Below are 22723 nucleotides of genomic sequence, written 5' to 3' on the forward strand. Positions count from 1 at the left end.
GCCTGATATTTTTGCGTGTCTATAACTGCGCACACTTTCATTTTGCTTACCATTTTTGTCAACCTGCTTTCTTTCCTCATACCACAACATTATACACCAAAATTCTCTTGTCGTGTTTGCTAATTTCATTTATTGTACGTTGATAAACCAGCGTTTTCAAATGATTCGAGGAGTGATTTTCATTTTTTTCTCTTCCACTAAAAAAGACTGTACTTTATCGTCAAAAGTTCCTATTTTTTTCACACTAAAGAAAGGTGTATATTTGTAAAAAAAACACTTTTTTACTATACCGATAAGGACAAAAGTCACAAATTATAAATAAATAGATTCCCACTGCCTTTTGTTGACAGTGGGAACGAGGCTATATCATTTGATAGACTTATTATAGTGAGCTGATGACATAGTTTGCACGACCATTATTTTTCGCTTTGTATAAGTTGCGGTCTGCCTGCTTAAAAAGCTGAATGTATTCATAATTTTCTTGGTCATTCATACAGGCGCCTAAACTAATCTTTAACGGATAACTATCAAAGTCTTGTTCTACTTTTAAAGTTAAAATATAGGCATGTAGTTCCTTAATAAAGTCATTGATAAACAGCTTATTGTCATGACGAAGACAAACAATAAATTCATCTCCACCATAACGTATAATGACCGCATCTTCATTACGTAAAAAATCCCTTAATCCAGTAGCAAGTAGCTGTAGCACCATGTCACCTAACAAGTGACCATACTTATCATTGTATGCTTTAAAATAGTCGATATCGAGGACAATTACGCAAACATATTGCTGAGAAATTTGTGCCTCCTTCAACCAATCATTTAGCTCGCTATCTAGAAAATGACGATTAAGGACACCTGTTAAGGGATCATAGAGTGCCCTTTTTTCCAGTTTCTCTTTTTGTCTATTAAAATCTAAGTTCATGACTTGCTGAAGCAAATTGTCAGCACTCATTTTTTCTGTAAGCTCTATATAAGCTCTTTGCACATCAAAAATCTCATTTCGGTAATCCAATTGATAAAGAACATTTAACAGCATACGCATGACCCTTTTGGTAATTGGATTATCGCCATATGATTGCGCTAAATCTATCGCTTGCTTATAATATTTCACCGCTTCTTCTAGCTTTTGTTGATGTTCATATAAAAAGCCATAGCCAAACAAGGCGGCTACCTTTTCTCGTTTATGATTTTGAATAATATCCGAATTCAATGTATGATCTAATAATGCTTGACCAGTGTCAAAATCACCCTCTAGAATATACACATCAGCCATATTATTATTAATGCGAATTTCTTGTAGCTTGGCCAATTCTGGCTGTGTTTTCGCAAGCTCCTTATTATAATTCCTTGCAATAAAAGCAGCATTAAGAGCTTCCCGATAACAACCATTTTCGACTTCAAGATAACACAGATTGCTATAGCAACGTACAAGCATTTTAATATCTTTTAGCTGTGTAGCAAATTCAATCGATTTTTTGGTCATTTCCACTGTTTTTTCTCTGACACCAACTAAATCGTATATTAAAGACATAACAAGATAGTAATTCATAAAATCCTTTGTCGTGCCGTACTTTTGGCAGCACGCCTCATAGTCATGGATGTGGCTCACCATGCTTAATGTATCGCCAAGAGCATGATGAATTAATATTTTTTGGAAGAATAAATCTAGTCCATGCTTATGATTATCATTTTCTAATGCTACTAAAAGTCCCTGTTCAGCAAGATTTAGAGCTTCTGTTAAACGCCCTTTCGTCCGCATTTCCATGATTGTTTTATTTAATTCTTCTAATGTTAGCTCCAAATAATCACCACTTCTCTATGCTCGGAATTTTCCTTATCCATAATACTTTAATGTAGCAGTTAGCCTATACATTAATTATAAGCGAAGTCCATGTCCTCGTCCGTCATTTCAAGCATATCCCATAAATTACTAAATATATCGAATGATAATGTTTTAGAATGGAGTATTCATGCCATGTTCTAAAGGGCTAGAATAACAGCTTATTTGCGGAAATTTTTGAAATTTAATATTTTTTTATATATATTAGCACAAATAATTCCATTATTGTCCTCGTTTCTCATTGTTTTTACCCATATGATGTAGTTGATTGAATATTTTTTTGTAAAAATATGAGGGACGTGATGTTGTGAATAAAAATATTAATCCATCAGATCCAGCAACAATTCCTAAATTTGTAGATGAACTACCGAAGCCTGTTATTGCAAAGCCAAAATACAGTAGCGGCCAGCCGAAGAAAGAATATTATGAGTTGCAGATGATGGAAGCGGAACATTCTTTTCATAAGAACTTTCCGAAATCCACTATTTGGGGATATAACGGACTTTACCCAGGACCAACCATTGAGGCCTCAAAAGACAAAACGATTTATGTCAAATACAAAAATCAATTACCTTCAAGGCATTTTTTACCTGTAGATTTTACTCTCCATGCAGCCAATGATTCACAAGAGGTTAGAACTGTAACACATCTTCACGGAGCTAATGTTGATTGGGAAAGTGATGGCCATCCTGAGGCTTGGTATACAAGAGACTATATGTATACTGGTCCCAAATTCAATAAAGAAATACATGAATACACGAATCATCAGCCAGGTACAACGTTGTGGTACCATGACCACGCAATGGCATTAACGCGCTTAAATGTTTACGCAGGTCTTGCTGGATTCTACTTGCTTCGAGATACAATTGAGGAGCGCTCAAACTTACCGTGCGGTGATTATGAATATCCACTATTAATTGCGGATAGGTCCTTTAATGAAGACGGCTCTCTCTTCTATCCTGATGAACCACCTTTTCCTGTGCCAGTTCATCCATCGATTACACCAGGCTTTGTGGGGAATACAATTGTTGTGAACGGTAAAGTATGGCCTTATTTAAATGTTGAGCCCCGCAAATATCGTTTTCGTTTTCTAAATGGCTCGAATAGAAGAGGCTATGTCATCAGCCTTTCTAATGAGCAGCCTATGATCCAGCTTGGAACAGATGGTGGTTTTTTAACAGCCCCAAACGAAATTTACACTGTGGAATTATTGCCTGCTGAAAGAACGGATGTCATCATTGACTTTTCAAAGTGTGAAGGTCAGGAAATAACATTAATTAATGGGGATACAGATTTTGTTGATGAGCATACGAGCGTAATTATGCAATTTAAAGTAAATTGCCCTTTGCGCTGTGAAGATACGAGTGAAATTCCAGAAAGGCTTGCCGTTTCAATGGATTTACATCCGCATCATGCACATATCGAACGCGACTTACCTTTAAGTGCGTCGACAGATGATTTTGGAAGACCAATGCTATTATTAAATGATCGTATGTACCATGATCCCGCAACTGAAAAGCCGTCTCTTGATAGTATAGAAGTCTGGAATTTCATTAATGCCACTCCATTTATACACCCCATCCATCTACATTTAATCCAATTTAAAATACTTGAACGACGGCCATTCGATATGGAGCTCTATCAAAATGAAGGAAGGCTTGAATTTACTGGTCCAGCTGAAGAACCACGTGACTTTGAGAGAGGCTGGAAAGATACTGTAAAAGCTGATGCAGGGATGGTTACAAAAATTATTATGCATTGGAAAGATCATATCGGAAATTACATGTGGCATTGCCATTTTCTTGAGCACGAGGATCATGATATGATGCGACCAATTCTCGTGATAAAAGATGTTCATCCCATATCGGAGCCACATGTCAAAATAGAGCATATTCCAGATAACCATAGTGCCACAGTAACAACAATTTCAAATAATAATGAGAACACTGCCCCACTTTTGAATAGTGCTCATAGCATTGCTACGACAACCGATCCAACACAGCACGTCCCTACAGTGGCTGACAAGCAAGATTTGTCAGTTACTAAAGTGACATTGCCACAAGTTGCCACTCATACACAGAATGTCTCACAGTTTATACCTCAACCAATTTATCCTTCAAAAAGAAGCCAAACACAACCTAACATGGCAAATAGATGGCGGAGAAGACGCTCGTAGCAATCTGCATCTTGCCTGTATAATGCCCCCAAAAAAACCGAGGTATCTGACGTTAACACTGTCGAATACCTCAGTTTGTAAAATAGATAGGTTTAGCTAGTTTACTCCTCATTTCTCATTGCGCTCCAATTGAATAACAGGCAATAATAAATCTAATTGCGTAAAATCTTCCCCACGATACCACTCGAGAATTGAACGGGTTGGCACCCAACTATGTTCGAGGGCATATTGTAGTAATTTTTGATACCCTCCTTTTATTTCCGTTAGATGTTCTTTGAATGCTAGCGCTAGACAGATACAAGCAGGCATATGCTCGATAAAATCAACGCCAGTTAATCTATTTATATTTGCCTGTTCTGTTACACCAAAACCGATTTGTACTTTTATCAAATCTTGTCCTGATAAATAATTTACATAATAGCTGTTAATTTGAATATTGTTTTGCTTTAATTCATTGGCTCTTTTCGCAAAATGTTCGCCAAACTTACCCGTTGTGGATTGCTCCATAAACCAAATTATTTTTTCTTCGTTTTTATCGATTAGATAGATATCCTCTCGAATTGAATCACTTTCTAAAAACCTTAAGCTAACATCGATGAGCTCCCGTTTTTTCTTTAAAGTGCGAATCCAATTATCCATCATTGTTTGACGAGCTACTTCGTCATTTTCTTGTAAGTAATGTTGTATGTACTTAATAGGTACGTCTGCTATACGCAAAGTGGTAATCAATTTCACTATTGCAATTTGATGCGATGCATATATGCGATATCCATTTCCTCTCCGTTCTACGGGCAACAATAAATTTTTCGCTTCATAAAAACGCAACGTACTTTTTGAAATTCCTGTTCTATTAGAAAATTCCTGAATGGTCATATAGTTATGCAAGAGCGACACACCTTTCAATTCCCATGGTAAACCTTCAACTTACTTGATGGTCAAGTAAGTTTTCTATTATGTAATTCATTGATTAGACAAGTATACTGAAAAGACCTTCTAAGTAAATGAATGTACGATAACGCACAACAATTATTAGAAGGTGATGGATATTCAGCACTTACTATTAAGCTAGTTCATCATGTCTCCATATTTTCTTCGTTGCTACTGTCATTAGCAGCATAGCACAACAAATAAAGAGAATTGGGACATAAACTTTTAAACTAAATACTTCAAATAATACACCATACAATATTTGCCCTATTGGTGCCATGCATTGTGAAACGGCCATAATAATCGCCATTACTTTCCCCAAATTTTCATTTGGCGTTTTCTTTTGAACCATGGTGATGACAAAAATTGAAATAATCGTCATAATCATGGCAATCAACACAGCGCTGAAAATAAATAGAATGAAAGATGGATAGTACCCCATATCAAGCACAAAGGGCATAACAGACATAGCCATCGGCACGACCAATAATGCGGTAATGAAAATCCAACGATATAAATTGTTTATCCCTATTTTTTTCGCAAAAATACCAATCGACAGTGCCCCTAGGATTGTTGCAAAATCAATTAGCCCCATTCCAATACCGTACAGTGAATCGCTACTTCGCATAGTGACTCGCAAAATAATCGGACTCCCCACAACAAATACAGGGGTCAAAATTAAATTCAGTAATGCGGCTAATATCATACATTTTAAAATAAAAGATTGCTTCACTACATACATAAACCCTACTTTCATATCTCTAACTAATGTAGGAAGTATATGTTCACTTTGCTCCCTTTTTACAAATGGCATGTTAATAAACATTTCTAAAAGAGCCGATAAGAAAAATAAAATCGCGCTTAGCACAACCAGCATTTTTAACCCGATTACCCCGTAAAGTACTCCTCCTAGAACAGGGGCGGCTACGTTTGACAATGCTTGAATACCGTTCACAATGCCATTGGCCTGCTCTAATTTGTTGTCCTCAACCAGTACTGGAATACTCGCCATTACAGTAGGCGCATACATAGCACTAATCGTTGCAAGCAGAACCATCACAACTCCTATTATTAGCACTGATGTATTACCACCAACTAACAATAAAAAAAAGGTAAAAACAATTATGCTACTAATAAAATCAAAAATGACCATTAAATTACGTCGATTAAATCTGTCAGCAATCGCACCACCAAGTGGTGACAACAAAAAAGGGATATTCGATATGGCAAACAAAATAGCAAAAAGATCTGCACGCCCTGTAATGTCTAAAACATAAAGGGATAAAGCAAAACGTAATAGGGCAGAACCTAAAATCGATATAATTTGCCCCACTACCATTAAGTTAAAGTCTTTCGAAAAACCTTTACGATGAACTTGTGGTTGCATCTGAGAGACACCTTCCTGTCTTTTAATCTACTGATTAGAAAAATAATAATTGAATGAAATAACATGTATAAATCACAATAACAATAATATCCATATTATCTAAAAAAATTTATATTTTTGTAATTTACATTAGTGCACACAAACCTCTTTATTCTTTTCTTATTGCGCACATTAACGGAAAGTACTAGGGTGTTGTGAAAGCAGATTTTTATTAGCTTTTCATTTCATATTCAGTTCATAAATGCATGCTATAGTAAAGTCACACAAACAATGATTCTATTGTTTACCGTAATCAAGGAGGATAATTATTAATGAATAACACAACAACTAAAGAAGTACCAATAAAAAATTGGCGGCGCTTTGTGGGGCTTGTAAAACAAGCGCAGCCACCGACGCTATTGTTAATAATCGCTTTATGTATGAGTATAGCGACAACTGGCGTAGGATTTATCGTGCCACTATTCACTAAAAAATTGGTCGATGGCTTTTCGTTACAATCCCTTAATTATTGGCAAATTATTTTACTAGGAATTGCTTTTATCGTACAAGCCATCGCGAGCGGACTTTCCATTTATTTTTTAAATCGCGTTGGCCATCAGGTTGTAGCAAAATTGAGAGATCAATTATGGCGCAAATTGCTTCATTTACCTATCCCTTATTATGATGATAACGATACTGGTGAGACGTTAAGTCGTGTAACAAATGACACAGCTGTAGTGAAAGAGCTAATTACTGAACATCTTGCAAATTGTTTAACAGGTGTTATTTCAATTGTCGGTTCTGTAATCATTCTATTATTTTTAGATTGGAAAATGACATTAGTTATGCTCATTGCTGTTCCACTCGCGATGATTATTTTAATGTTATTAGGAAAGCGTATGTTTGTCATTTCAAAAGGTATGCAAGACGAAACCGCTAAATTTACAGCTATTCTCAATCAAGTTTTACCTGAAACACGTTTAGTAAAAGCTTCAAATGCTGAGAACATCGAATATGAACGGGGCAAAAAAGGCATTACTAATCTATTTAATTTCGGACTGAAAGAAGCAAAAATCCATGCGCTTATTTCACCTTTAATTTCATTTGTACTAATGAGTGTACTTGTAGCAATCATTGGCTATGGTGGTGTTCGTGTTTCATCTGGTGAACTTACAGCTGGTGATATGGTTGCCTTTATTCTATATTTAATTCAAATCATTATGCCAATGACGCAATTAACGATGTTCTTTACCCAGCTACAAAAAGCTATGGGGGCAACAGAACGAATCAGCGCTTTACTTGAGCATGACGAAGAAAATATTTATGAAGGACGACAATTAGACACTGTTCATGAACCAATTCATGTCCAACATGTAGACTTTGCCTATGGTGAGGAGCCTATTTTATCTAACATCAATTTTACAATTGAACCAGGTCAAGTCACAGCCATTGTCGGGCCAAGTGGCGGCGGAAAGACGACGACTTTTGCGCTGTTAGAACGCTATTATCAACCAACAAATGGCTTGATTACACTTGGCGATACACCGATTGATACATTTTCTCTTCATTCATGGAGAAATCAAATTGGCTATGTCGCACAAGAAAGTGCGCTTCTATCAGGAACGATTCGTGAAAATATTTGTTATGGGATTGCAAGAGATGTTTCAGACGAGGAACTAGAAAGAGTGGCGAAAATGGCCTACGCTGATCAATTTATCAATGAACTGCCAGATAAATTTAACACCGAAGTCGGCGAACGAGGAATAAAGCTTTCAGGTGGACAACGACAACGAATTTCGATTGCTAGAGCCTTGTTACGTAATCCTCAAATTTTAATGCTTGATGAAGCGACTTCTAGCCTTGATAGTAATTCAGAAATCTACGTACAAAAAGCACTGGATAATTTAATGAAAGGACGAACAACACTCGTAATCGCCCACCGTCTTTCTACTGTCGTGGATGCCGACCAAATATTATTTATCGAGAAAGGCCATATTACAGGCTGCGGGACACATGATACATTATTTGAAACACACGATATGTATAGAGAGTTTGCTAAACAACAATTGCGAATTAAAGAATAAAGACGAAAGGATTTGTGATCATGACAAAACTATTAGTTGTGGATGATGATGACCATATTAGAGAATTAGTAAAAGTATTTTTACAAAATGAAGGTTTTGACGTAATCGAAGCATTGGACGGTGTAGATGCACTGTCCAAATTGGATACAGAAAAAGTCGACATGGTAATTATGGACATTATGATGCCTAAAATGGACGGTTGGCAATTATGCAAGGAAATCCGGACATTCAACAGTGATTTACCGATTTTGATGCTAACTGCCAAAGGTGAAACAGCACAGAAGGTAAAAGGATTTAACCTAGGGACAGACGATTATTTAGTCAAACCATTTGAACCCGTCGAATTAATTGTTCGCGTTAAATCCATTTTAAAACGGTATCGAATTGCGCTCTCTCAAACGATTGAAATCGGAAATGTTAAAATGAATCGCCATACATATGAACTATTGTATGACGGTGAAAGCACTACGTTACGCCTAAAGGAATTCGACCTATTATTTACATTAGCGAGTTATGCGGGAAAGACATTTTCCCGTGAGCAGCTAATTGAAGAAATTTGGGGGTTTGACTATGAAGGCGATGAACGTACCGTAGATGTGCATATTAAAAGGTTGCGTGAACGATTCCCCGAAGAAAAAAGTGGCTTCTCAATCCGTACGATTCGTGGACTTGGCTATCGCTTGGAATTAGCATTATGAAATATTGGAAATTTTTCTTTAAGCTCCTAATGATTTTTATCGTGTTTCTGTTAGCGAATATATTATTTGCCTTTATTTCCTTCCACGTAACTTCTTGGCTATTTCAGCGGGTGGACATACATTTTCAAGGTTTTTGGCGACAATTAACTACAGTTCTTGGTGTATTTGTACTATTTGCTTGCACTGCAGCCTGCATTTTTTTAATTGGTTTAAAAAGACAGCGCAATTATTGGGATACGATTGTTGATGCCATTGGACGAATGGCTAAAGGAGATTTCAATGTACAGTTAGATAAAATGTCTGATGATGAAAATGATCATTTTGGCCAACTAATAAGTGGGATTAATCATATGGCGATTGAATTAGGCGAATTAGAGCGTATGCGTCAAGAATTTATTTCAAATGTTTCGCATGAAATTCAATCGCCTCTCACATCTATTAATGGTTTTGCAAAGGCATTAAAAAATATGGATTTAACTGAAGAGAAACGTCAGCACTATTTAGCCATTATCGAAATGGAAAGTCATCGTCTATCAAAAATCAGTGATAATTTATTAAAGCTAACGTCATTAGAATCACAGCACCATCCATTTGAACCCAAGTACTATCGACTAGATAAACAGTTGCGGAATGTTGTTTTAGCCCTTGAGCCTAATTGGTTAGAAAAACAGATTGATATTGATATTCAATTACAAAACATAACGATTAAGGCTGATGAGGACTTATTGAACCAAGTGTGGATGAATGTACTCAGTAACAGCATCAAATTCACACATAATAATGGACAAATCCGTATATTGATGACCGCCCAAAATGACACAGTGATGGTGAGCATTCGTGATAACGGCATCGGCTTAACAGATGAGCAGCAAAAGCATATTTTTGAACGTTTTTATAAAGCAGATCAATCAAGAATCGCTACAAACGGAGGTAGTGGACTCGGATTATCCATTGTCAAAAAAATTATTGACATGCATAAGGGTACTATTACTGTCCAAAGTAAACTTGCTGAACAAACAAATTTTTTGATAACACTCCCTTTAGATAACATTGCTACAAATAAGGAAGAGCAAAGGTTGTGAAAGTTGTTCACCCCTATGCTCTTTCGCTTCTTCTAATACGCTACTTGTCTAAAATACTGATAAACTTTTGCTAACTTTTTTTGTTGTCCTCCCTTTTTACTTTCCATATTCCCAAATTCAAAAAACTTCACTTTCTTAATACCAACAAAATTAAACAATGCTTTTCGCATCAATACTTTGTGAGCATTATTCAACCATAATAGCGGATATTTAGTAGGGCCTTTCATTGTCGAAACACAAACGACTGACTTCCCTTTTAAGAGACCATCGGGAAACAACCCCTTTTTATCTCTATAGGCAAAATTGGATGCAAATAATTGATCAATATAGCCTAAAAGCATTGCTGGTGGTCTTCCCCACCAAATTGGATAAACAAAAACAATCTTATCTGCCCAAGTTATTTGTTCTCTATATTTCTCTAGTTTTGGATCACGATACATATCACGACGTCGTCTATGTTCATTAAAGTGTAAAATCGGATCAAATTTTTCTTCATATAAATCAACCACTTGTAATTCGTTTATGTACGGATTTTCATTGCACCCTTTAACTACTTCCTGCAAAAAGGAATAATTCAAACTTTGATGATTTGGATACGTATAAATAATTAATGTTTTCATAACGGCCTCCATTACTTATCATTTGATAAGTAAATAATACGCAATACTTTTTTAGTTGTCAAATGATAATTGTTTTAAGATAAGTTATTTGTTATCTTGTCAGTAAGAGGTGATATATTTGGACAAAAATGCATTATTCAATCAATTTGTTACATTTACAGCAAACGTTCATCAAGTAACAAATGAGTTAACACAAAACGTTAAAACAGACGCCATTACCCCTGTTCAATATAAAATTCTTGAACATATAAAAGTAAGCCAACCTATTACGACTACTGAAATTAGTGATTGTCAGCAAATGTCGTTACCGAACACAAGTCGAGAGCTTAAGAAACTACAAGAAAAAAATTTAATTGAAAAAATGAGCGATACAGAGGATCGAAGAAAGCATTATGTGCGCCTTACCGAAGATGGCGAACAAATGATGGATGAGGCATTTCAATGTATTGAAGTCCGTTTTCAACACCTTATTCAAGATGTTTCAGAAGAAGATTTAGAAGAAATTAAGCACGCATTAGATATTTTGCAGCAGAAGGTTTTTAAACAACAAGGTACACTTAAAGACGCATGATTTACTTCCGTTATATTGTTAGGACAGACTATAAATGTGACCTCAAATGCGATTTGATTTGAGGTCACATTTTTTCAAGGTTTTTAATTAGTTTAGCTATGTAGATTAATAAACCAATAATTGTTAGTGAAATTGAAATTGCAACTAATGTAGCAAAAAATGCAAATATATCTCCAACAAGTAATTTTGGCATTATTAAAATTCTCTCCTTTTTTAACTTTTGTACATCAAAGAAAAAAGAAGCGATGATGAGGTCAGTTTAAATAAATAAAATTTTCAAATAGTTTAGTTGCGATTATTGACTTATAACTCATCACATTAAAATCGATAAATAAGTCTTGATTTAATATAGGAAGGCTTGTAAATCCAATGCTGACGTTTTTAAAAATGACAACCTATTTAACATAGGAAAAACCGAAAAATGGGAAGCGATAAAATTCAATAATTAGTTTACATACCTTTAAATTTCAAAAAAGATAACACCAATTTTCACCTGCCCATGCACTGAAGATCATTGTTTCACAACGTCTTATCGTTATTCTGCTTGTACATGTTCTGTTTCATTGTACAGGAAAGAGTTTGTATGGATTTGTCACATTTATGTAAATGACAATATACCGTGCTAAGGCGACTAGTTAGAAATAATCCCTAATAATTCGTCACCGATTAGCCCCTCCTTTAATAGTCTAATGATGTATAAAGGAGGTGACTAATGTGGGAGTAGTATTTGAAAAAAATTGGCTTGATCAACATTTATCGTCTCTTCCTTTATGGCAACAGAACGCCTTTAAAGACTTTTCTTTAATGATTGCAGATGAAGCAAATACGTTCCCCTGTATTCCTGCTAGAACAGGTTTTTTATCGAATCAACTACGTTTCAGCTTTATCGGAGATCCCCGAGATCTACAATCAGAGAAAGCGTTAGCAACTTGCTTAAAGGAATATGGAAACTGCGCCCGATCTGCAGGAAAATATACCTCGCATGCTATTTTTTTCGAAACGCCAAAGGATATGCTTGAAAATTATGAGGTAGAGGATTATAGAGCCCTATTTTGGACAGTGCTAAACAACGTTACTGCATTTGATGAAAAAGAATGGCCTAGCGAAATTCCCTCCGATCCTTCTGTTCATACATGGGAATTTTGTTTTAATGGGGAGCCTTATTTTGTATTTTGTGCAACACCTGCCCACCAACTTCGAAAAAGTCGCCATTCTTCAACATTGCTTATGGCCTTTCAACCACGCTGGGTGTTTGAAGACATTAATGACACAACTGTGCTTGGCCAAAAATTAAAAAGGCTAATAAGGAAGCGCATCGATCTGTATGACGCAATTCCAGGTCATCCAGACTTAAAATGGTATGGGCAAAAGGATAATTATGAATGGAAACAATATTTTTTAAGCGATGATGAGCATAGCCCCTCAACATGTCCATTTTTAAGGGGAAATCTTCAATTAACTTTTCCAAAAGAGAGAAATAATTAAGCGGAGCTATTGTTGCTCCGTTTCTTCATAACAATAAATGTCGCAACAGCAATAATGACTATGAAAAGTAGACTTATGTAAAAACCGAGTCTGCTTGTTTTGTCACCTAATGTACCCGAAACTGTTACTGCTATTAGTAGCATCCCAACAACATTTTTTACATGTTGCCACTTCGTTAATGTCATGAGCTTTGCATACGTCACTAATATAAAAAGCCAATTATAGATTAACATTAACCCAGCTGCCGTTATTAAATATTCAAAAATCTTTTCTGGGATAAGAAAGCCTATCACAATGGTGACAAGTAAACCACCTGTTAGAAAAAGAAATGCAGGTAACGGCACTTTCATTTTCCCTTTTTTCGCTAATATCGATGGCGCATCATGATCTTCTGCTAAAGCCGTTAAAATCGTTACCACTGCGTACAAGGAAGCAACCATCGTGGAAAATCCAGCAATAATTAAAATACCGGTTATTATATCTGCTACATATGGTATGTGAAAATCTGTAAGGGCGGTAATAAACGGGCTTTCATTTATTGTAAATGTTTCCCACCCTACTAACACAAGCGCACATACGAGGGCACTTACGTAAATCGTTGTCAGTATGATTATCATCACTTTTCCAGCTTTCGGTGCTTGCTTGGGATCTTTTAAGTCAATTACTAGAAGCCCCATCACTTCTATGCCACCAAAAGCAAAAAAAGCATACAGTAGTCCAAGCCAAATGCCCTTTACACCTTCTGCAAAAAAACCTTGAAAGTTAGTAACAAAAGCATTTATTTGCTTTGGCTCACTATTTATTCCTTTTAATAGAAGGACGACAGCAACTATGATAAACATCACGACAGCAGCTGTCTTCATCGCCCCGAATATATTTTGAAACTTTTCAAAGCCTTTCATGCCAGTAAGTATAATGAGCAAACCAAGTACACCGAAACCAGATGCCGTCATCCATAGCGGTAAGGCAGGAAACCAAAATTGCATAAAAATCCCCAATGCCATTAATTGACTACCCATAATCAATATTTCCGAAATCAAATATACCCATCCATTACTAAAGCCAGCCCAATTGCCAAATGCTTGTTTAGCATAAGTACGAAAAGACCCTTTATCTGGATTGGCAACAGACATTTTCACAAGTGCATCATAGACAAGGTACGTTCCAATGGCTGCTAATATAAATGGAATTAAAACAGCAGGCCCACTTTTGGCAATTGCCATGCTTGTACCTAGAAAAAAACCTGTCCCTAATGTACAACCTACACCTAATAAAGACAACTGCCACCAAGGCATTTGGCCATTGCTTGTTTTTGACTCCATTCCAATCACCCCTCTTACAATTTCCGCACCAATGGTAACGTCATACAGCGAATACCCCCACCGCCTTTTTCAAGTTCTGTCACTTCTATTTCAATAATGTTTTTCTTTTGTAATATTGGATGTTTTTTAAATTGCTGTTTTGTAGCTTTTTTACTAACTAACAATGTCTCAGGGTTTAAATTTAAAAAATTGATATCAGGAATCGTATTATATTTTTCTAGCCAATAGACATCGAAGCCATGACGATTAAAAAATTGTTCCGTCATATCAAAGCGTGTGGTACTTGCTGTCATAACATATACAGGAAAATATCGCATAAAGCTTTTCGCTATTACAACATCTTCGTTAGCAACATTACAATTCATATCTAAGTGGAGTGTATCTGAGCTCCGAGGCAAGTCGATAATGCCAATTTCAGAAAATCCTGCTTCAAATATGCTTTGCTTCACACGTTCCACACCCTGTTTAGTTGTCCGTACGCCAATATTGATCAGCACTGCATCCTTATTCAATACCATCACATCCCCAAACTCCAATACATCGCCAGTTTCCTTAAATGCCTTAAAGTTTTGAGGAAACCACTTTTCAAGTAATGAATGGGCATGTCCATATTCAGGACGTCTAATAGAACTACCTGCTTCACCCGGCAGCATTTGTTTGCCAAATACACATGCAAGATCACGCACAAAATAACGATTTAGAAGTTGTTCGCTTAGCTGCTGTGCTTCTGCTAGTAGTTCCGTTGAGTAATCAAATACTTGCACACCTGCATGCTGTAAAGTGCCCTTCAACTCCATAAAATTCTCCATTGCCTGTGCATGTACAACAGGTGCGCTCCATTGCACATTTTCTGCTGTTTTTAAATCTGGCACATCTAAACTGGAAGGCGCACAAAGCATCACAGCCGTAAGCTCTCCATGTTCTGACCAACAACTTGGTTGAAATGAATACATGGTGTTATCTCCCCCTTTTTTCTTTACTATCTCTGTTAGCGTTACCATCAACATTAAGATTATACGAAGTAACATTAACTTGAAAAACACACCATAAACAATGGTGTGTCGAGATTAGACAAACTCATAGAATTGAAACTACCAGTCAATTTCTGCTACGTGCGGACGCTTTCCGCGGGCACACCGTTAGCCACAGGAGCCGCCGCTCTCCTCTCCAATCAACAAATAACGCCTCTAATTATAATAGTCTGCTCCTACCTTTGATTTTCTTGAGGAGTGGCGGCTCCTACACAATAAGTCTTGAGTGACATAGCCCTCGCTGGAACGAAGTGATGGTGAGATTGAAACCAAGCCAGCAGCACATCCACTCGATATTGAAATACCTTAATTTAATTCTTTGTTTTCAGTGTCAACACACCATATTCGGTATATCTTTACGTAAAATATTCTAATTTAGCATTGGGGAAAAATTTCTTCATGTAACCATAAAGATGTTCTTTAATGTCTTCCTCTTCCTCTTTTTGATATATATATTTGCCAATCCCATATTTTCCCCACTTGTACCTTCTAGCTGTTTCATCCAATTCTAATTTCGTCATTGGATAATTTTTTTCAATGACTCTTTTTGCTGGCTTTGTAAAGCGGTGCTGAATAAATTCAAAGGTAATATCATCCCGTACATCTTGTGGTAATTCTGCATCAAGACGCTCAAACATATGATAATACCCTTCCTCCCAACCTTCATGAAGATAAATCGGTGCGACAATAAAGCCAAGTGGATATCCCGCCCTCGCTACTTTTCCAGCCGCTTCAATGCGCAAGTCTAAAGGAGATGTTCCAGGCTCAAAGTTCTTTATGACATAATCCGCATTAACACTAAAACGAAACCTCGTCCTACCATTATGTTTGGCATCTAATAAATGATCGACATAATGAAATTTTGTTACAAATCGCAACAACCCATGTTCACTTTGGCCAAAATGCTCAATAGCTTTCTTCAACGTATGTGTTAAATGATCAATCCCTACGATATCTGACGTACACGATGCTTCAAATCGTGTTATTTCAGGAGCTCTTTCTGCTATATAGTGATCTGCAGCCTCAAGAATTTCATCGACATTCACATACGTACGAATATACGGCTTGCTGCCCATCGTTGTTTGCAAATAACAATAATGACAATGTCCCATGCATCCAGTTGCAAACGGAATGGCATATTCTGCTGACGGTTTAGATGTATCAAATTTCAGCGTTTTTCGGATACCAACGACGAGCGTTGACTTGGCTATACGATATTTTTGCAAATCGTTTTCACCTGGGAGATTCCGCACCTGATTATGAGATGTCGTATAACGGATTTCCACACCCAGCTTCTCAAATTTCTCTTTCAATTCTTGTCCTAATGGATAATCGAGCGCATCAGGCTCAAAATAGACTAGCTGAGGAGTAAATGGTTTTCTCATCCTCTACCTCCTAATGAAAATACTGATTATACGCTTGCTCAGCATCCATTTCACTTCTAAAAATAACAAAGTCATTTGTTAGCGGATAGTACGTTTCAAACAGAAAGAGCGCTAATTCATTTGGATTTTCGGGATTATTCACCACTGCTGCCTCCTGTATATTCGCTACATCTTGAATATGCGGATTGCGATAAAAAATATAAACAATATCCCCTGCATTATAAGTTTGCATGTACGTTACCCTCCTAAAGCATTTCGATTAGTTTGGCTTAAGAAGGAGAAAATTATGTTAGGGTTTTGTTAGCGTTGCGTTCTAATCTCACCACAAAACGAAAAGAATTTTTTACATATCATTCTTTTCTAAGAGCTGCTCCAGTTTGCTATTGGCTCGCGTTAATACTTGTTTTATTTGTATAATCTCTTTTTCTTTTTGAACCATTTGTTCATATTTATTTTGAAATAATCTTTTTAATTGTAGAAGATTGTCGATTTCTACTTTTGACAATTGGTGATTTTGATCCGTATTGTCAGTCCATTGAAAAAGCATTTTAATTTCTTGCAGTAAAAAACCAGATTGCTTGAGTTTAAGGATTGTACTAATAATTTCAATGTGATGTTCATTATACTCACGATGGTTATTTTTTATTTCCGGTTGTAATAGATTTATTTTTTCGTAATAACGTATTGTATCCTTACTAAGACCAGTACATATTGCAAATTCGCTAATTTTCATAATTATCTCCTAATATTTTATAAATTTAGAAACCAATATTAGCAGTATACAATGGAATATGAATCGAATGATATGGTGACTGTATCTAAGCTTATCATTTGTTAACAATCCTTCAATAATAGCTAATAGATGCAGCATAATAAATTCGAGAATTAGTAATTTAAGTATCCATTCTTTGTACGGAATCCATATTGTTAAGAGAATACTAGTGGATAATATGACAAAGAGTAATGATCTCAGTTGATATCTTTTCTCTTTCCACTGCAGCACACCTGCAAGTCCTGTTAATAATGCATATGCCCCAATTAACCCATACGTAATAATAATCATTGGATCACTCCATTCTTTTTGTCCTTTCACTTTAAAAGATGGAGTTTACTCCATGTCAACAATTATTATTTAAATTTCCTTAAAAACTGACCACTATTTTTTTTGCATAATTGATACTTTTAAATAGGCCAAGCCTTTGCTAAGGTTATCCTAGCATGCAACATTGATTTACAAAGTAAGGTTTTGCGCAACTATTCTTTGATATCTATAAAGCAAAATAAGGAAGGTTTTCATCTATGCAAAAAACAATAAGCTATTCACATTCACGAACTTTTGATCTTATTCTATCAGCAATGTTAATTGCACTTGTCTTCGTGGCAACACTCACATTAAATATTAAACTACCTATTAAAGCCAATGGTGGATTGGTTCATCTTGGAACAGGTATGCTTTTTACGGCTTCTATTCTTTTTGGTTCTAAAAAAGGCGCCATTGCAGGTGCAATTGGCATGGGTTTATTTGACGTCGTTTCTGGCTGGATGTTGTGGGCACCTATTACATTTGTTGCTCGTGGCTTGCAAGGCTATATCGTAGGAAAAATCGCTTGGTCGAACGGACGCAAAGGAAACAGTATTCCCTTCAATCTTTTTGCAATGATTATTTCAGTTCCATTCATGATTGCTGTTTATTACGTTGGTGAAGCTATTTTATATGCTAACTGGATTGCACCATTGGCATCTATTCCTGGAGATTTAGTTCAAAATATTCTCGGCATGATTGTAGCCATACCAGTTTGTGCTTTATTGAAAAAAACACCTATTTTTAAATAAATCGTTACCGTAGTCTACCGCGATTTCGCGTGCTCGTAACAGTTATCACTATCAAATCACAAAAAAACACACTCGCTTTCGCGAATGTGTTTTTTATTTTGATAAATCTATTTTTTTATTTAATAAGTGAATCGTCACTCCGCCGACAGTCATTGATAATAACTCTCCGACTCCAACGGTAAACCAAGTAGCCCAAAATGGCAAATCATATAAAATGGTTAATTGGCCTGCAACGGTGAACATCGATAGTGCAAAAATCAATGCTGTGATGATCATTTTCCGACTATCACTCTTAATATTTTTCGTTACTGATCGACAAAGAATTAATACTAGAAAAGTTGCTATACCGCCAATAGGTACATCGAGTATCCAAGTCGGTGACATAAAATTCGCTAATATTACGCCTAGTGTAACTGCTACTACATACCGTTTATTGTACAGTGCCAAATAGTTGAACATCTCAGATAGACGTAGTTGCACTGCGCCAAAACTAATAACTGACAATACTACAGTTACAGCCACATAGAGGGCCGCGACCAGTGCTACCTTTGTAAGTTCCCTTACAGAAGTTCGCGGTGAAACTTTTACAATAGATGTATTCAATTTACATTCTCCTTTGTAAAATAGCAGTCTGCTATTTTAGTACTAACTACGACCAAAGGAAGAGAGCATGATGCCCTAACTGAAGTGCCGTAGTGTAAGCTGTTTTTTGCTTACTTGCGTATTATAGCAGAAGAATGATACATTGAACAACACTATTTCGCTATCCATCCGCCATCAATCGGGATAACAGCTCCGTGCATATAATCAGCTGAATGACTTGCCAAAAAAAGCGTTAAATTTGCAACTTCACTTGGTTGTGCCCAACGACCTGCAGGTGTTTCGTCGGCAACCCATTTTGCCATTGCACCATCGCCTTCAAAATCAGCTTTGGTCATCTGCGTTTGAATAGCACCTGGCGCAATGGCATTGGCACGTATTCCCTCACGGCAATAGTCTAAATCTAATTGTTTCGTATAGCCTACAATTGCATGTTTAGACGCGGTATATGCTGCACCACCGCCACCTGCAATTAGCCCTGCAATAGAGGCCATATTAACAATGATACCAGCTTTGTGTTTTAACATATGGGGTAATATCGTATTCGTTACAAAAAAAGTTCCCTTTACATTCGTATTCATAATTTTGTCCCAAAGTGCCTCATCAGTATCAAGCGTTTTTGCAAAACCATCTAAAACGCCAGCAGTATTTAGTAAAATATCCACTTTCTTAAACATCGCCAGTACTTTTTCAAATGCTAGCTCTACATCGCTTTTCTGATCTACACTACCTACCATATAAGCAAAGCATTCTGGGTATTGTTTTTGTAAATTCAATAACCCCAGCTCATCTATATCAAAACCGAAAACATTGGCCCCATTTTCTAAAAATGCAACGGCTTGAGCTTGCCCAATACCTGAAGCAGCACCCGTTATAAAAACTGTCTTGCCATTATACTCTTCAAACTTCATAACTTCTCTCCTCTATAAAAAAGCAATCTACTAATAGAAAAAAATCCAGTTGTTATGCTTCTCCTTTGTTCTATTAGAAGGTTACTTTGATATCAAAAAAATAGCATACTAAGTAACACCTAGCATACTATTTTCACCTTTAAACAACGGTAATTTAGTTTACGATTTTCCAATCTTCCGCTAATAAATCACAGACAGTTGGTGTGAACATCGTATAGCCCTCACCTCGAACATTGATTAAAAAATAGGGATTTAAATTTACCCCGTCATGCTCGCTTTGTCCAACAAGCTTCACATATAATTCAGCTCCGCTCCATCCTCCACGGATTACTTTCTCGCCTGCTTTTAAACGCGGTAATACTTCTTCAAATGTCATTTATACTCATCCTTTTTCACAATCTTTTCAAACTTTCCATACAAAAAAGTATACTGGATTATTATTTTGTTTACAACTAAAGCTAGTTCATTTATACTTTTCATTCTAACTACTTTTTTTACCTTTAATGTGAGTCTCTTGATATATCCAATAAAAATTGTCGTGAAAACCAAGGGCAGGTTAACCCATTTCATATCACAATGCTAGCCCTTACCAACAAAAAAAGAACCTTCAATCCAAAATGGATCAAAGGTTCATATTTTTTAATGACTAGTTTTTGTTTAGACGAAGTGCCTGCGCTGTTGAAGCATGGACTTCTTCAAGAAGCTCAGGGTTTTGTAGTAATGATATACCGTAAGAAGGAATCATTTCTTTTAATTTTGGCTCCCACTCTTTTGCTTGTTGTGGGAAACATTTTTTGATAACTTCCAACATAACGTGAACGGCAGTAGACGCACCTGGTGAAGCACCTAATAAAGCAGCGATTGAACCGTCAGCAGCACTTACTACTTCGGTACCAAATTGCAATGTTCCTTTACCGCCTGCTTCAGTATCTTTAATAACTTGTACACGTTGACCAGCAACTACAATATCCCAATCCTCACTCTTAGCAGTTGGGATAAACTCACGTAACTCTTCCATACGTTGATCTTTTGATAATAGAAGTTGTTGGATCAGGTATTTTGTTAATGACATTTCTTTAACTCCTGCCGCTAATAAAGTAGTAATATTATGCGGTTTTACAGAAGCAAATAAATCCATGTTTGAACCTGTTTTCAAGAACTTTGGTGAGAAACCAGCGAATGGTCCAAATAATAATGATTTTTTGTTATCGATAAAGCGAGTGTCTAAATGTGGAACAGACATTGGTGGCGCACCAACCGCAGCTTTACCGTATACTTTAGCGTGATGTTGTTCAACAATTTCTTGGTTTTTACATACCATAAATAATCCACTGATAGGGAATCCACCAATGTGTTTTCCTTCAGGAATGCCTGTTTTTTGTAGTAACTCTAAGCTACCTCCGCCAGCACCAAGGAAGACGAATTTTGCTGTATGGTACTCCATTTTACAACCATCTTTGTCATGCACTTTTAATTCCCATAAACCGTCTTTCGTACGTTTAATACTTTCGACACTATGGTTGTAGTTGATATCTACATCTTTTTGTTTTAGGTGGTCAAATAAAATACGTGTTAGAGCACCGAAGTTTACGTCTGTACCAGTGTCAATTTTTGTTGCAGCAATAGCCTCATTTGCTGGACGGTCTTGCATAATAAGAGGAATCCATTCCATTAGTTTTTCTGGGTCATCAGAAAATTCCATACCTTTGAAAAGTGGATTATTTGACATTGTTTCATAACGTTTTTTCAAATACTCAACATTTTTTTCGCCTCTTACCATACTCATATGTGGTAATGGCATAATAAAGTCTTGCGGATTTTGGATAAGCTTGTTTTTTACAAGATAAGACCAAAACTGCATCGAAACCTGGAACTGTTCATTAACATTAATTGCCTTGCTAATATCGATCGTACCGTCTGGTTTTTCAGAAGTGTAGTTAAGCTCGCACAGTGCTGCGTGCCCTGTTCCTGCATTATTCCATTCATTAGAGCTTTCCTCACCGGCGTTTGAAAGTTTTTCAAACACAGTAATATTCCAGTCCGGTGCTAATTCTTTGAGCATTGTCCCCAAAGTCGCACTCATAATTCCGGCACCAATTAAGATGACGTCTGATTTAGTTACTCTGTTACTCATTTTTACCATCCTTATATTTTAAGATTTGCAGAAATGATGTAGGTGTAATCTAGTCACACACCTTTTCTGTATCAACTATAAACTTACAATAGTCTATCACAACTAATTAAAGAATAAAATATCTACTACAATATTATAGTAATAAACTAATCAAAAAGTAGTAAAAAGTGCGAAGTCAGCCCATAAAGTCATTTGTACATACTAAAACCAAGACCTTGCCTCAATTTCCAAGGGTATTGCAATGGTTTGCCATTACATATACCAACTCTGCTAAGCGCATCGCGTTTAAAATAAAGTCAACTGAATCAATTTTAGTATGCTACTACGAAAATAATTTATCCATCGCTTATTCAAAATATTGGACACTTCATAACTTCGCTTATTTAAAAAGCCCTAGAACTTTTAGTCTAATAGCCCGCAATCGACTCTATTTTACATGATTCACTAACATTCACAAGGTACCTTTAAACTAATTTTCACTTTTTCGGCAGAATGTTTCATACGCTAAAGTATGTATAATACGCAAAGGCATATAATTTTTAACCGAAACAATTCGTCTTATGGATTCATAGCAGAATAGCAAAATGCTTTGACTTCTATAGTTTTGCTAACTAGCCTATGTTTTACAAATCAAAAGGTTTTTTTAGTCACCTTC

The 22723-nt window shown here is 36.3% G+C and carries 21 protein-coding genes; 7 read left to right on the forward strand and 14 right to left on the reverse strand.

The genetic code is table 11. The annotated features are described in order from the left end of the window. Positions 1-382: 382 nt before the first annotated feature. Positions 383-1804, reverse strand: coding sequence for a tetratricopeptide repeat-containing diguanylate cyclase (locus tag ACIP9C_RS01895; protein ID WP_401008119.1), 1422 nt, complete (start codon positions 1802-1804; stop codon positions 383-385). Positions 1805-2150: 346 nt separating this feature from the next. Here ACIP9C_RS01895 and ACIP9C_RS01900 point away from each other — a divergent pair, with 346 nt between their 5' ends. Then, on the forward strand, positions 2151-4019 hold the full coding sequence (locus ACIP9C_RS01900) for a multicopper oxidase family protein (RefSeq protein ID WP_401008121.1): 1869 nt from the start codon (positions 2151-2153) through the stop codon (positions 4017-4019). Between the two features lie 108 nt (positions 4020-4127). On the opposite strand, the gene ACIP9C_RS01905 is transcribed toward ACIP9C_RS01900, so the two are convergent. Both ACIP9C_RS01905 and ACIP9C_RS01910 read right to left on the reverse strand, forming a co-directional pair. After that, positions 4128-4904 carry a MerR family transcriptional regulator gene (locus ACIP9C_RS01905; RefSeq protein WP_401008123.1) on the reverse strand — a complete coding sequence of 259 codons (777 nt, stop codon included), beginning with the start codon at positions 4902-4904 and terminating at the stop codon, positions 4128-4130. Positions 4905-5079: 175 nt separating this feature from the next. Next, on the reverse strand, positions 5080-6333 hold the full coding sequence (locus ACIP9C_RS01910) for an MFS transporter (RefSeq protein ID WP_401008124.1): 1254 nt from the start codon (positions 6331-6333) through the stop codon (positions 5080-5082). Between the two features lie 311 nt (positions 6334-6644). Here ACIP9C_RS01910 and ACIP9C_RS01915 point away from each other — a divergent pair, with 311 nt between their 5' ends. The 3 genes from ACIP9C_RS01915 to ACIP9C_RS01925 are packed head-to-tail and all read left to right on the forward strand — an operon-like array spanning position 6645 to position 10176. Then, a complete protein-coding gene (locus tag ACIP9C_RS01915) occupies positions 6645-8396 on the forward strand; it encodes an ABC transporter ATP-binding protein (RefSeq protein ID WP_401008126.1) in 1752 nt (583 codons plus the stop codon). A gap of 17 nt (positions 8397-8413) precedes the next feature. Continuing rightward, positions 8414-9094 (forward strand): response regulator transcription factor, encoded by a 681-nt coding sequence (locus ACIP9C_RS01920; RefSeq protein ID WP_401009164.1) that lies wholly within the window; start codon positions 8414-8416, stop codon positions 9092-9094. Then, positions 9091-10176 (forward strand): HAMP domain-containing sensor histidine kinase, encoded by a 1086-nt coding sequence (locus tag ACIP9C_RS01925; RefSeq protein WP_401008128.1) that lies wholly within the window; start codon positions 9091-9093, stop codon positions 10174-10176. The genes ACIP9C_RS01920 and ACIP9C_RS01925 overlap by 4 nt, the downstream gene beginning before the upstream one ends. A gap of 32 nt (positions 10177-10208) precedes the next feature. On the opposite strand, the gene ACIP9C_RS01930 is transcribed toward ACIP9C_RS01925, so the two are convergent. After that, positions 10209-10796, reverse strand: coding sequence for an NAD(P)H-dependent oxidoreductase (locus ACIP9C_RS01930; RefSeq protein ID WP_401008130.1), 588 nt, complete (start codon positions 10794-10796; stop codon positions 10209-10211). 118 nt (positions 10797-10914) lie between these two features. Between ACIP9C_RS01930 and ACIP9C_RS01935 the strand changes: the two genes are divergently transcribed. Then, complete coding sequence (locus ACIP9C_RS01935; RefSeq protein ID WP_401008132.1) at positions 10915-11367, forward strand: MarR family winged helix-turn-helix transcriptional regulator; 453 nt, start codon at positions 10915-10917, stop codon at positions 11365-11367. Positions 11368-11431: 64 nt separating this feature from the next. Here ACIP9C_RS01935 and ACIP9C_RS01940 read toward each other — a convergent pair whose 3' ends face one another. Further along, a complete protein-coding gene (locus ACIP9C_RS01940) occupies positions 11432-11560 on the reverse strand; it encodes a hypothetical protein (RefSeq protein ID WP_401008134.1) in 129 nt (42 codons plus the stop codon). Positions 11561-12081: 521 nt separating this feature from the next. On the opposite strand from ACIP9C_RS01940, the gene ACIP9C_RS01945 reads away from it, so the two are divergent. Further along, a complete protein-coding gene (locus ACIP9C_RS01945; RefSeq protein WP_401008135.1) occupies positions 12082-12852 on the forward strand; it encodes a YqcI/YcgG family protein in 771 nt (256 codons plus the stop codon). On the opposite strand, the gene ACIP9C_RS01950 is transcribed toward ACIP9C_RS01945, so the two are convergent. The 5 genes from ACIP9C_RS01950 to ACIP9C_RS01970 form a co-directional block, all read right to left on the reverse strand. Further along, positions 12849-14174, reverse strand: coding sequence for an amino acid permease (locus tag ACIP9C_RS01950; RefSeq protein ID WP_401008137.1), 1326 nt, complete (start codon positions 14172-14174; stop codon positions 12849-12851). The genes ACIP9C_RS01945 and ACIP9C_RS01950 overlap by 4 nt on opposite strands. A gap of 14 nt (positions 14175-14188) precedes the next feature. Further along, positions 14189-15127, reverse strand: a complete 939-nt coding sequence (locus ACIP9C_RS01955; RefSeq protein WP_401008139.1) for an arginine deiminase family protein — start codon at positions 15125-15127, stop codon at positions 14189-14191. 434 nt (positions 15128-15561) lie between these two features. Further along, the gene (gene splB, locus ACIP9C_RS01960) at positions 15562-16590 is read right to left on the reverse strand and encodes a spore photoproduct lyase (protein ID WP_401008141.1); all 1029 of its coding nucleotides are present in this window, start codon (positions 16588-16590) and stop codon (positions 15562-15564) included. Positions 16591-16600: 10 nt separating this feature from the next. Beyond that, entirely contained in the window at positions 16601-16822 is a 222-nt protein-coding gene (locus ACIP9C_RS01965) for a transcriptional regulator SplA domain-containing protein (protein ID WP_401008143.1), read from the reverse strand. 111 nt (positions 16823-16933) lie between these two features. Next, entirely contained in the window at positions 16934-17323 is a 390-nt protein-coding gene (locus tag ACIP9C_RS01970) for a helix-turn-helix domain-containing protein (RefSeq protein ID WP_401008145.1), read from the reverse strand. Positions 17324-17889: 566 nt separating this feature from the next. Here ACIP9C_RS01970 and ACIP9C_RS01975 point away from each other — a divergent pair. Continuing rightward, positions 17890-18423 carry an ECF transporter S component gene (locus ACIP9C_RS01975; RefSeq protein ID WP_401008147.1) on the forward strand — a complete coding sequence of 178 codons (534 nt, stop codon included), beginning with the start codon at positions 17890-17892 and terminating at the stop codon, positions 18421-18423. Positions 18424-18516: 93 nt separating this feature from the next. Here the strand turns inward: ACIP9C_RS01975 and ACIP9C_RS01980 are convergent, their stop codons facing one another. The 4 genes from ACIP9C_RS01980 to ACIP9C_RS01995 all read right to left on the reverse strand — a co-directional run bounded on the left by ACIP9C_RS01980 (position 18517) and on the right by ACIP9C_RS01995 (position 22068). Next, the gene (locus ACIP9C_RS01980; protein WP_401008149.1) at positions 18517-19026 is read right to left on the reverse strand and encodes a QueT transporter family protein; all 510 of its coding nucleotides are present in this window, start codon (positions 19024-19026) and stop codon (positions 18517-18519) included. Positions 19027-19178: 152 nt separating this feature from the next. Beyond that, entirely contained in the window at positions 19179-19934 is a 756-nt protein-coding gene (locus ACIP9C_RS01985) for a 3-oxoacyl-ACP reductase (protein WP_401008151.1), read from the reverse strand. Between the two features lie 154 nt (positions 19935-20088). Continuing rightward, positions 20089-20310 (reverse strand): DUF2829 domain-containing protein, encoded by a 222-nt coding sequence (locus tag ACIP9C_RS01990; protein ID WP_401008152.1) that lies wholly within the window; start codon positions 20308-20310, stop codon positions 20089-20091. 270 nt (positions 20311-20580) lie between these two features. Then, positions 20581-22068 carry a malate:quinone oxidoreductase gene (locus ACIP9C_RS01995; RefSeq protein ID WP_401008154.1) on the reverse strand — a complete coding sequence of 496 codons (1488 nt, stop codon included), beginning with the start codon at positions 22066-22068 and terminating at the stop codon, positions 20581-20583. Positions 22069-22723: the final 655 nt, after the last annotated feature.

The sequence above is a fragment of the Lysinibacillus sp. NPDC093210 genome (assembly GCF_044753985.1).
Lineage (GTDB): Bacteria > Bacillota > Bacilli > Bacillales_A > Planococcaceae > Lysinibacillus.

Bases quoted from the DNA above. Each gene is read 5' to 3' on its own strand.
- ACIP9C_RS01985 (WP_401008151.1), bottom strand. From the start codon at position 19,934: ATGAAGTTTGAAGAGTATAATGGCAAGACAGTTTTTATAACGGGTGCT.
- ACIP9C_RS01915 (WP_401008126.1), top strand. From the start codon at position 6,645: ATGAATAACACAACAACTAAAGAAGTACCAATAAAAAATTGGCGGCGC.
- ACIP9C_RS01950 (WP_401008137.1), bottom strand. From the start codon at position 14,174: ATGGAGTCAAAAACAAGCAATGGCCAAATGCCTTGGTGGCAGTTGTCT.
- ACIP9C_RS01940 (WP_401008134.1), bottom strand. From the start codon at position 11,560: ATGCCAAAATTACTTGTTGGAGATATATTTGCATTTTTTGCTACATTA.
- ACIP9C_RS01975 (WP_401008147.1), top strand. From the start codon at position 17,890: ATGCAAAAAACAATAAGCTATTCACATTCACGAACTTTTGATCTTATT.
- ACIP9C_RS01925 (WP_401008128.1), top strand. From the start codon at position 9,091: ATGAAATATTGGAAATTTTTCTTTAAGCTCCTAATGATTTTTATCGTG.
- ACIP9C_RS01910 (WP_401008124.1), bottom strand. From the start codon at position 6,333: ATGCAACCACAAGTTCATCGTAAAGGTTTTTCGAAAGACTTTAACTTA.
- ACIP9C_RS01930 (WP_401008130.1), bottom strand. From the start codon at position 10,796: ATGAAAACATTAATTATTTATACGTATCCAAATCATCAAAGTTTGAAT.
- ACIP9C_RS01955 (WP_401008139.1), bottom strand. From the start codon at position 15,127: ATGTATTCATTTCAACCAAGTTGTTGGTCAGAACATGGAGAGCTTACG.
- splB (WP_401008141.1), bottom strand. From the start codon at position 16,590: ATGAGAAAACCATTTACTCCTCAGCTAGTCTATTTTGAGCCTGATGCG.
- ACIP9C_RS01990 (WP_401008152.1), bottom strand. From the start codon at position 20,310: ATGACATTTGAAGAAGTATTACCGCGTTTAAAAGCAGGCGAGAAAGTA.
- ACIP9C_RS01995 (WP_401008154.1), bottom strand. From the start codon at position 22,068: ATGAGTAACAGAGTAACTAAATCAGACGTCATCTTAATTGGTGCCGGA.
- ACIP9C_RS01970 (WP_401008145.1), bottom strand. From the start codon at position 17,323: ATGAAAATTAGCGAATTTGCAATATGTACTGGTCTTAGTAAGGATACA.
- ACIP9C_RS01965 (WP_401008143.1), bottom strand. From the start codon at position 16,822: ATGCAAACTTATAATGCAGGGGATATTGTTTATATTTTTTATCGCAAT.